Source organism: uncultured Stenotrophomonas sp., from assembly GCF_913778665.1.
In the GTDB taxonomy this organism is placed as follows: domain Bacteria; phylum Pseudomonadota; class Gammaproteobacteria; order Xanthomonadales; family Xanthomonadaceae; genus Stenotrophomonas.
Genome location: NZ_CAJYVQ010000008.1, coordinates 287,385 through 297,596 on the forward strand (window position 1 = coordinate 287,385; position 10,212 = coordinate 297,596).

Here is a 10,212-nt window from a genome sequence, read left to right on the forward strand (position 1 = left end):
GTCGCGCATGGGCCCGGCTCCACAAAGATCATTCTCGATCATCTTGTGGACGTGTCGACCAAGGCCGACACCTACCAGGGCAGGATGCTGTTCCGACAGACTGCAGGGTCTGTCGAAGGCGGGATGGGTCCGGTTGAGGGGGTGTGAGCGGCATGGATGCCGCGGCCAAGCCCCATGGATGGGTTTACGGCGTCCCCCTCAACCGGCCCCCCTCGCCATCCCCCGGAAAACCAGCTTTTGACGTTGCCGTTGCTCTTGCCTCCGCGGGTGAAGGGCGCAGCCCTGCCGAACCCCAGCCTCCGTACTTGCAACGGTCATCATCCCGGTCCACACTTCGTTGCCGATCTGAAGACGGCAACGATGACCCACAAGATCCCCCTGTTGATCGACACCGACCCCGGTGTGGACGACGCTCTGGCCCTGTTGATGGCCTTTGCCGACGAACGGCATGACGTGGTCGCCCTGACCATCGCCGCCGGCAATGTCGGCCTCGAATACACGGTCCGCAACGCCCTCAAGCTCTGCGACATTGTCGGCCGCACCGACGTGCCGGTATTTGCCGGCAGCCCCGATCCGCTGCTGCACCCGTCGATGGACGCTGCCCACGTGCATGGCCGTGATGGCTACGGTGACGTGGACCTGCCGCCGCCCAGCCGCCAGGCCGAAGCCGAGCACGCCGCGCTGGCCATCCTGCGCCTGTCGCACGAGCACGCCGGCGAACTGATGCTGGTGATGCTCGGCCCGCTGACCAATCTGGCGCTGGCGCTGAAGCTGGACCCGACCCTGCCACAGCGCATCAAGCGCATCGTGGTGATGGGCGGCGCGGTCACCTGCCACGGCAACATCACCCCGGCGGCCGAATTCAACATCGCCTTCGACCCGGAAGCGGCGCACGTGGTGTTCACCTCGTTCAAGCACCTGCTGGTGTCGGACTGGGAAGCCACCGTCGCCCATGGCCTGCCGCTTGAGCAGGCCGAGCAGTGGCTGCAGGCCGATTCCGATCGCGCCCGCTTCTACGAGCTGATCTCGCGCAAGACCCGCGCGCTGTCGGAAGACGCCAAGGGCGGCCGCTGGTACACCGCCGATGCGGTGGCCATGGCCTGGGCGCTGAACCCGGAAGGGCAGCTGCAGGTGGAATCGCGTCCCATGAACGTGGAGCTGAACGGCACGTTCAGCCGGGGTGCCACCATCGTCGACTGGAACCGCCAGACCGGCCAGCCGGACAACTGCGATCTGCTGATGGCCTACGACCAGCAGCGTTTCGAGGCTCTGGTGCGCCAGGCCCTGGGCGCGGACTGAAGTCGATTGACCCGCACCGGTTGCCCCGGGCGGCAACCGGTGCTTATAATGCCGCTCTTGACCACCAGCCCATTTACGGTGTGAGCCCATGAAGGCCGATATCCATCCGAACTACCGCGACGTCGTCTTCCATGACGTCACCTCCGATTTCAAGATCCTGACCCGCTCGACCATGGCGACGAAGGAAACCATCAAGTGGGAAGACGGCAACGACTACCCGCTGGTGAAGGTTGAAATTTCCTCGGCTTCGCACCCGTTCTACACGGGCAAGCACAAGGTCATCGACACCTCGGGCCGTATCGACAAGTTCCAGAAGCGCTACGCGCGCTGATCTGTCGATCCAGCTTCGAACCGACGGCCGCGCTCTGCGCGGCCGTTTGTTTTTCCTCAACGCCTGCCCAACGGGCGTTTGGATGGACGGAACACTGCGTTCGTGTGACAGTGTTTTTGCCGATCCGGGCCGCTCAACGGCCGGCGTCTGGCCGCCTGTCGCATACGACTTCCGTCTAGCACCCGACAAATGCTGCTGTGCGATAATGACCTGATCCCCGGCACAGGCCGAGGACGTCATTCACGTGCCTGACCAATGCGCTTGGGCAGGCGCCTTCCCATGAAGGAGCGCACACAGTGTCCGATCTTGATCAGGTCACGCTCAACGCCGGCGATAAGTCGGTCGTTCTGCCCGTCATCAAACCCACCCTTGGCAACGACTGCGTCGACATCGCGAAGCTGACCAAGGAAACGGGGTATTTCACCTACGATTCCGGCTTCACCGCGACGGCCAGCTGCAAGTCCGCCATCACCTACATCGACGGCGACAAGGGCGTGCTGCTGTACCGCGGCTACCCGATCGAACAGCTGTCGGAAAAGTCGAGCTACGTCGAAGTGGCCTACCTGCTGATCAACGGCGAGCGCCCGAGCGCCGAGCAGCTGAAGGCCTTCACCGATGAGCTGGCTGCCGAAGCCAACGTCGACGATTCGATCAACACCCTGATCGGCAGCTTCGCCAAGGATGCCCATCCGATGGCGATCCTGGCCGCTGCGATCGCGCAGCTGTCGGCTATCTACCACGACTCGCTGGACCTGTCCGACGCCGAACAGCGCCGCCAGGCCGCCGTGCGCCTGATCGCAAAGGTGCCGACCCTGTCGGCGCTGATCTACCGCCATGGCAAGGGCCTGCCGGCCAACAAGCCGGACACCTCGCTGGACTACGTCAGCCGCTTCCTGAAGCAGACCTTCGAGTCGGCTGACGGCCAGTACGATCTGAACCCGGACGTGGTCAAGGCGCTGGACCTGCTGTTCATCCTGCACGCCGACCACGAGCAGAACGCCTCGACCTCGACCGTGCGCCTGGTCGGTTCGACCGGTGCCAACCCGTACGCGTCGGTCGCCGCTGGCGTCACCGCGCTGTGGGGTCCGGCCCACGGCGGTGCCAACGAAGCCGTGCTGAAGATGCTGGAAGAAATCGGCACTGCCGACAACGTCGAGTCCGCCGTGGTCAAGGCCAAGGACAAGACCTCCGGCTTCCGCCTGATGGGCTTCGGCCACCGCGTCTACAAGAACTTCGACCCGCGCGCCAAGGTCATCGGCGAGATGACCAGCAAGGTGCTCAAGCAGCTGGGCGTGCAGGATCCGCTGCTGGACGTGGCCGTGAAGCTGGAACAGGCCGCGCTGCAGGACGAGTACTTCGTCGCCCGCAAGCTGTACCCGAATGTCGATTTCTACAGCGGCATCATCTACAAGGCGCTGCAGATCCCGACCGAAATGTTCACCGTCATGTTCGCCCTGGGCCGTACCTCCGGCTGGGTGTCGCATTGGCTGGAACAGCAGGTCGACCCGGAAATGAAGATCGGCCGTCCGCGCCAGGTCTACACCGGCAGCGACGTGCGCGACTACCAGGGCTGATCGCCCGAGGTAATTCGTGAGAAGAACGCCCCGCATCCGCGGGGCGTTTTTTTTTTGCCGCTAGCCCGGTGGGTGCCAACCTTGGTTGGCACGCGCTTCACCGCGCAAAGACCGCGTGATTCAAGGGTCTCGCCAGCTTCACAACCGCTCGCGCAGCCTCAGGACGCCAGCTGCATCCGCAGCACCTGAAATGGAGCGTCCACACCATGAGTACCCGATTCGACCCACCCGAGCGCGGCCCGCTTGGCCCCGACGTCGCCGCTGTCGTCACCGCACCCATCGTCGCGCCGCCCAGCGAAAGCGCCGTGTCCTGGGGCGCGATCTTCGCCGGTGCCGCCGCCGCTGCCGCACTCTCGCTCGTCCTGCTGATCCTCGGCGTCGGTCTCGGCTTGTCCTCGGTATCGCCGTGGTCCTTCGAGGGCGTCAGCAAGGAAACCTTCGGCTGGTCCAGCATCGCTTGGCTCACCTTCACCGCGCTGGCCGCCTCCGGCCTGGGCGGCTACCTCGCTGGTCGCCTGCGCACCAAGTGGACGCAGATCCATGGCGATGAAACCTACTTCCGCGACACCGCACACGGCTTCGTGTCGTGGGCCGTGGCAACGCTGCTCACCGCCGGTCTTCTGACCTCGGCCATCGGTGGCGTGCTGGGCGCCGGTGCAAAGGTCGCAGGTGCCACCGCAGGCGCCGCAGCGTCCACCGCCGGTGTTGCCGCGGCCGGTGCGGGTGCGGCAGCTGCAGGTGCAGGTGCAGGTGCCCCTGAAAGCGACCTCAACTATTGGGTGGATTCGCTGTTCCGCAACGCAACCACCCCGGGCCCGGACGTTGGCGCTGCGCCGCCGACCCCGCCTGCACCGGGCGCCGCCCCGGGCAATGGCCCGATGGACCCCGCTGCACCGCCGCCGCCGCCGTCGGCCGCCAGCCCCGGCCCACGCGATGCACGCATGGCCCCGCCGCCGCGCCCGATGCCGGGCGGCGGCCCAATGGGCGACCGTCGTGAGGTGCGGGCCGAAGTGAACCGCATCATCGTCAACAGCCTGCAGGGCGATGGCCTCGATCCGGCCGACACCCAGTACCTGTCGCAGCTCATCGCGCGCGAGACCGGCATGAGCCCGGCCGAAGCGCAGGCCCGTGTGACCGATGTGCAGACGCGCATGCGTGCCGCGCTGGAGAAGGCAAAGACCACCGCCAAGCAGGCGGCCGATGATGCGCGCAAAGCAACGGCTTACGCCGCACTGTGGCTGTTCATCACCCTGCTGATCGGCGCGTTCTTCGCCAGCCTCAGCGCCACCTGGGGCGGCCGCCGCCGCGACCTGTAACCCGCATTCCATGCAAGGAGACCTGCCATGAAAATGATTCTGCTCTGGCTGTTGGGCGTGCCGATTCCGCTGCTGATCCTGTACGCGATTTTCTTCTGATCGCACGCGTTTGAATGCTCTGACCATCAGGCCGCCGCAAGGCGGCCTGATGCGTTTGGCATCCGTGTAAACAACCCACGCATGGCGTGGATCTACTGGCGCTCGCTCTCCATCCGGTAGCGCCGGGCCATGCCAGCCGGTTGTTGGCGCAATCGACCACTCTCCACGCCTTCCTCGCAAACGCGCAATGCATCTTCTTGCATTCTGCAGTGAGGCAAGTTGCATTCAGTCGGATCATTGAGCCGCGTCGAGGAATGCGCTTAACAATCCGCGATTTAGGAATCGTTGAATGGATTCGTGACGGGTCGGATTTCTACCATTGTCTCCGTCGCCACTTTCCCACCCGGAAGTCGCGACGCTTCCCTTCCTCCTTCTCCTCCTGGGAGGGAAGCTCTCCCTTTACTGTCCGAGAGAGACAACCCGATGAATGCCATTCTGAAGAAGGCCGCGCTCGCTGCAGCGCTGGTCACCGCGTCGCTGTCCGCGCACGCCGCCGAATCCCACATCCAGGTCTACGCCGACGTCGACCTGACCCTGGCCCTGCTGAAGGAAGACGGCAGCGCGCTGCCCACCGAAGTGCGCCTGACCCATGTGCCGGGCCTGGGCCTGACCCCCCACACCGAGCGCGTGCGCATCTACACCAACGACGAAGACATGGACGTGGGCGTGCGTTTGATCACCGCGCCCAGCCTGGTGCGTACCGACGGCGCCGCACCGGCCGTGCCGCTCACCGTCAGCCTCATGGGGCGTGCGCTCACCGTGGCCGAGCAGGACTTCCTGGCTGCGGATCTTTATAGCGGTGCGCTGGAAGGCCATTCGGTTGTGATGGATCTCAATATCGGCCAGACCACCCGCGCCCCGTTGACCGTGGCCGGCAAGTACGAAGGCATGGTCAGCATCGCGATGGTGCAGAAGGCCGGCACCCCGTAACACCCTGTGCCGGCCCGCACGCCGGGCCGGCCTTTCCAGGCCATTCCCCATGAAAGCCCACGCACCTGCCGTCACCCGGCTGGCGGTGGCGCTCGCCCTGTCGATGGCCACGCCGCTGGTCGCGGCACGCGGCGTCCCCGCCGGTTTCGAAGATCTGGTCGAAGGCCAGACCGAACAACTCGACATCCGCCTGTTCGGTCGCAGCGCCGGGCTGTCGCCCGTGCGCGTCACCCTGGAACACGTCCAGGTGGAAGACCCCGCGCGCGTGCTGCAGGCGCTTGACCTTCCCGCCGAGGCCCAGGCCGCACTGCTGTTGGCGCTGTCGCAGCCGCTGCCGCGCAACAGCCACCTGGCCTGCCGCTACGGCAGCGGCACCGCCGGCTGTGGCTATCTGGATCCGCCGGAAGACCCCGCGGCCGTGCGCGCGCTGTACGACGAAGGCGAGGGCGCACTGCGTCTGTTCGTGGCCCGGCAGTGGATCCGCGGCGAGCCGGCCAACGACCGCTTCCACCAGATCAGCCGCAACGCCGAAAACGCCTTTCTGCACCAGCAGACCCTCAATTTCAGCGGCGGCCGCGGCTATCAGGCGCTCACTGCGCAGGGTGCCGGCACGCTGGGCCTGTTCCAGCGCGGCCACGCCATGGTCGATTGGAACTTCAACAGCCAGCAGTACCGCGGTGGCCGCCGCCGCCAGGATTTCCAGTTCGACAATGCCTATTACCGCCACGACCTGGGCCAGCAGCACTACCTGCAGGCCGGGCGCATGGACCGCCGCAACCTGTCCAGCCCGCTGGGCGGCACCTTCAGTTTCAGCATGCTGCCGATGGACCGCTTCCAGGGCCTGCGCGTGGGCACCACCCAGGCCTACGTGGATGCAGAGAGCGCCGTGCAGGCCACGCCGCTCACCGTGCTGCTGGCGCGCGATGCCCGCGTGGATGCATTCGATGGCGAGCGCCTGCTGCAGACCTTCTACCTGCAGGCCGGCATCAACGAACTGGACACCCGCCGCTTTCCGTTTGGCAGCTACACCGTGATGCTGCGCATCTACGAAGACGGCGTGCTGGTGCGCAGCGAAGACGCGCCGTTCGACAAGGGCGGCAACTGGGCCAACGGCAGCGTGCAGTGGTTCCTGCAGGGCGGCCGCCGCAACGAGCGCCGCGATGATCGCTTCAACGATGAACTGGCGGCCATGGCCGGCCTGCGCGTGCCGCTGGGGCGCGATGCGGCAGTGACCGCCGGTGTGGCTGACCTCGGCGGCTTCAGCTATGGCGAGCTGCGCCTGGACCTGCGCCGGCAGTTTGAGACCCAGGATATACGCGCCACCTTCAGCGGCCTGCGCGGCAGCGATGGCAGCAGTGGCCAGCAGCATCAGCTGTCGTACCGCCGCCATGCGTCGTGGAATGTTTACCACCAGCGCCTGCGTGGGCAGGCCTGCCAGTTCAACGATGATGCGCGCGACCGCCTGGGCTGCGCCGATTCACTCAGTGCTTCGGTGTCGCTGCCACTGGCAGGCGGCAGTGCCTACTTGGCCTACACCAAGCGCCAGACCTGGAGCCGTGGCGCGCTGCTGCGCGACGAATGGGACGACCCCATGGCCGGCCTTGACCCGCTGCTGCCGTGGCAGCCGCGCTACCAGCGCGAACCACGGCAGAGCCGCACCTGGCAGGCCAGCTACAACCGCATGCAGCGCTGGCAGGAATTCAGCGTGTCCGCGCGCGTGGGCGTGTGGCAGCAGCACAGCCGCAGCCGCCTTAATGGCGATCGCGACCGTGGTGTGTTCCTCAGCCTGTCCTTCAGCCGCCTGCAGCGCCGCGATATCGGCTCATCGCAGCGGCGCTACAGCGTGGACATGCGCCAGCCGCAGCACGCGCGCCCGGAAGTGAACTACAGCGCCGCGCAGACCCTGCGCCAGGAAGTGGATACGCAGTTCCGCGAGGCCACGCTGGAAGTGCGTGGCAACAACAACGAACGCTACAGCGCCTCGCTGGGCGGACAGCTGCAGAACCGCCTGGGTCATACCTCGATGGCGGTGGCGCACTACGCGCAGCACGGCCGCGATGAGCTGTCCTACAGCGCCACGCACAGTTCCGGGCTGGCATTGAGCCGCCGCGGCTTCTACTGGGGCGGCGGCGTGGGCGCCGATGCCGGCCTGGCCGTGCAGGTAGATACGGTGGACGACCTGGAACTGACCGGCGTGGCCGCCGAACTGCAGGTGGGCGGCCTGCGCCGGCAGAAGCTGGCGCTGGGCGAGCGCCGCCTGCTGCCGCTGTCGGCCTACCAGTCGCACCGCGCCGAAGTGCAGGACGCCAGCGCCCTGGGCAGCGATGCCGCCATCCGCGTGAGCGGCGTGGGCGGCGCGCGCCCACTGTTCCTGGCGCCCGGCCGCCTGCTGCGCCTGCCGGTGCCGATCGAGGTGACCTACACCTTCATCGGCAACGCGCGCGACGTGGCCGGCGCGCCGCTGGGCGGCGCCCGCATCCTCAACGCACCGGTGCCCGGCACCGGCGCCAACGGCGGCTTCGTCGCCGATTTCCCGCGTCGCGAACGCACGCTCTACCTGCTGCAGGACGACCGCCTGCTGCATTGCCCGCTGCAGGTGCGCGAGCGCCGCAGCGTGGTGATGCTGGTCGGCGCCGTGCACTGCGAACCGCTGGCCGTGGCCCAGCTGCCGGCGGAGATCCGCCAGCAGGCCCGCGTGACCCGGTTGCTGCAGGAACAGGCGCTGATGGCCGCCACGCCGCAGACCGCAGCAGCAGGAGGTGCGCCATGAACCGGCGTGGAGTGTGGGTGGTGATGGTGATGAGCGCGCTGATGGTGCTGGTGTGCGTGCCGAAGGCTTGGGGGCAGAGGCCGCCGGAGACGCATCCGGTGAGTACTACGCAGGACATCGTGATGACTTGGGATCGTTCTGCGATGCCGGGGGGAATTGAGTTGTGGGCGCCGAGGACACTGCTCGGCTATGACGATGCAAATGCTGCGCGTGAGTACGGAGCGCTTCACTTAGTGTGTCAATCAGAAAGCAATTCTGAAAAAGGTCTGTGTCCAACTTTAGGTCAAAACATTGATCTCGTGGGAATTCATCAGATCCGCTTGAGCTTCACTGAGCGCAGGTCAAATCTCAGAACCGAGATCTCGCTCGATGGCGCTGTTCAACGAGCTATGTCCGGCCGAGCTTGCCTTGGAGATTTCTGGCAAAACGCTCTTTATGCGCCGTGGTCAAGCTATGGAGTGCGTTGCGCAAGCGATCTGCCCGCTGGCACGGGAGGGCAGCTCCGGTTGAGCGGCGAGGAAGTGGCGAAGCTGGTCGCTGGCCATTGGCAGGCAACTCTTGAGCTGGGCCTAATGACGCCGCGAAATGGAAATGTCGCCACATACATCTTCAACTTTGACTTCACCATTACCGACCACAATGCCGCATCCATCTATTTCCCCCAGTTCGAAAGCACCACCCCGCTCGTAAACCTCGACGCCCGCTACGACCCCATCCAACAAACGGTGGGTGGTCGCACGGTCGTGGAGATGTGCCTCTACGACGGACTCGGCTCGCAAGCCTCCTACCTGGCCGTAACCGCGCGCGATATCAGCCCGCGCTCGGCAGGCAACAGCGGCTTCTCGCTCTGGCACGACAGCAGTGGCAGTGATCCCAGCCAACGCCTGGATTACACGGTCACTCTGGATCACAACGGCGCACGCGTACCGCTCAGCAACGGCGTCGAAGAACAACTGACCGGTATCGACAGTTCGCAACTGCGGCTGGTGATGCTGCCCGGCATGAGCCAGCCGGTGTTCTGCGTGAACACGCCGATGACGCTGGACATGCCGCGCGTGCCGTCGACCTCCAAACGCTCAGGCATCTATTGGGGTGACCTGCAGCTTGAACTCCGTGTGCCTGCCGGCACGCCCTGATCCCAAGGAGATTCCATGAAAGCCCTTGCCCTCTTCCTGTTGCCGCTGTCATTGCTGCTGGCGCTGCCCGCGCAGGCCAATCTGACCGTGCACCCCATGCGCTCGTCGGTGGACGCCAAGCGTGGCACGCAGATCCGCATCTACTCGCAATCCACAAAGCCGCAGTACATCCAGGCGTCGCTGAAGCGCATCGACGACGCGGCCGACCCCGGCGAGCACGAAGTAGACGTGGAATCCAGCGAAGCCGCCATCGCCATTACCCCCGGCAAGTTCGCGCTGGCCGGTGGCGGCAACCGCCTGATCCGGGTCATCCCGCTACAACCGGTGCAACAGGAAACCGCGTATCGCGTGTACTTCGAAGGCGTGCGTGGCCCGGAGGAATCTGGCGTGGATTCCACCGAGAGCGCGCAGGCCAACGTGGGCGTGAATCTGGTCTGGGGCGCACTGGTGAATGTGCTGCCCGCCGACGGCACCGTGCTGCCGCGCGTGCACGGCCGAACCCTGCGCAACGAAGGCACCCTGCGCCTGGGCATCACCAGCATCTCCGACTGCGAAGGCACGCGCTGCACCGCCCATGCGGTGTCGCGAAGCCTGTACCCGGGAAGCGAACTGACCCTGCCGTTCGAAGTGTTGCCCGGCCATAGCGTGCAGCTGCGCTACCGGCTCAGCCGCGATGGCTACCGCGAGCACGTACAGACCCTTTCCCCCTGATCCCCACACCCCGCCGCGCGCAACGGTGCCGGCGGGTCGCGTTTCC

8 protein-coding genes are annotated in these 10,212 nt (G+C 66.0%); all 8 read left to right on the forward strand.

Annotation, left to right across the window (positions count from 1 at the left end; translation table 11 throughout):
- The first annotated feature begins 360 nt into the window (after positions 1 to 360).
- Positions 361 to 1,299: a nucleoside hydrolase gene (locus QZ853_RS10055; RefSeq protein ID WP_295572580.1), complete on the forward strand. Its 939-nt coding sequence runs from the start codon at positions 361 to 363 to the stop codon at positions 1,297 to 1,299.
- Between the two features lie 88 nt (positions 1,300 to 1,387).
- Positions 1,388 to 1,630 carry a type B 50S ribosomal protein L31 gene (locus tag QZ853_RS10060; RefSeq protein WP_010484049.1) on the forward strand — a complete coding sequence of 81 codons (243 nt, stop codon included), beginning with the start codon at positions 1,388 to 1,390 and terminating at the stop codon, positions 1,628 to 1,630.
- A 296-nt stretch (positions 1,631 to 1,926) separates the two neighbouring features.
- Entirely contained in the window at positions 1,927 to 3,204 is a 1,278-nt protein-coding gene (locus QZ853_RS10065; protein ID WP_049404024.1) for a citrate synthase, read from the forward strand.
- A 206-nt stretch (positions 3,205 to 3,410) separates the two neighbouring features.
- Positions 3,411 to 4,520: a hypothetical protein gene (locus QZ853_RS10070; RefSeq protein ID WP_295572582.1), complete on the forward strand. Its 1,110-nt coding sequence runs from the start codon at positions 3,411 to 3,413 to the stop codon at positions 4,518 to 4,520.
- Positions 4,521 to 5,042: 522 nt separating this feature from the next.
- Positions 5,043 to 5,549 carry a CS1 type fimbrial major subunit gene (locus tag QZ853_RS10075; RefSeq protein WP_295572584.1) on the forward strand — a complete coding sequence of 169 codons (507 nt, stop codon included), beginning with the start codon at positions 5,043 to 5,045 and terminating at the stop codon, positions 5,547 to 5,549.
- Positions 5,550 to 5,598: 49 nt separating this feature from the next.
- Entirely contained in the window at positions 5,599 to 8,319 is a 2,721-nt protein-coding gene (locus QZ853_RS10080; RefSeq protein WP_295572586.1) for a TcfC E-set like domain-containing protein, read from the forward strand.
- Entirely contained in the window at positions 8,316 to 9,455 is a 1,140-nt protein-coding gene (locus QZ853_RS10085) for a CfaE/CblD family pilus tip adhesin (RefSeq protein ID WP_295572589.1), read from the forward strand. Before QZ853_RS10080 ends, QZ853_RS10085 begins: the two co-directional genes overlap by 4 nt.
- A 15-nt stretch (positions 9,456 to 9,470) precedes the next feature.
- The gene (locus tag QZ853_RS10090; RefSeq protein ID WP_286069694.1) at positions 9,471 to 10,166 is read left to right on the forward strand and encodes a pilus assembly protein; all 696 of its coding nucleotides are present in this window, start codon (positions 9,471 to 9,473) and stop codon (positions 10,164 to 10,166) included.
- Positions 10,167 to 10,212: the final 46 nt, after the last annotated feature.

What these genes read in the sequence shown, in the direction of transcription:
- QZ853_RS10055 (WP_295572580.1), top strand. Translation starts at nt 361, where the DNA reads ATGACCCACAAGATCCCCCTGTTGATCGACACCGACCCCGGTGTGGAC.
- QZ853_RS10060 (WP_010484049.1), top strand. Translation starts at nt 1,388, where the DNA reads ATGAAGGCCGATATCCATCCGAACTACCGCGACGTCGTCTTCCATGAC.
- QZ853_RS10070 (WP_295572582.1), top strand. Translation starts at nt 3,411, where the DNA reads ATGAGTACCCGATTCGACCCACCCGAGCGCGGCCCGCTTGGCCCCGAC.
- QZ853_RS10075 (WP_295572584.1), top strand. Translation starts at nt 5,043, where the DNA reads ATGAATGCCATTCTGAAGAAGGCCGCGCTCGCTGCAGCGCTGGTCACC.
- QZ853_RS10080 (WP_295572586.1), top strand. Translation starts at nt 5,599, where the DNA reads ATGAAAGCCCACGCACCTGCCGTCACCCGGCTGGCGGTGGCGCTCGCC.
- QZ853_RS10085 (WP_295572589.1), top strand. Translation starts at nt 8,316, where the DNA reads ATGAACCGGCGTGGAGTGTGGGTGGTGATGGTGATGAGCGCGCTGATG.
- QZ853_RS10090 (WP_286069694.1), top strand. Translation starts at nt 9,471, where the DNA reads ATGAAAGCCCTTGCCCTCTTCCTGTTGCCGCTGTCATTGCTGCTGGCG.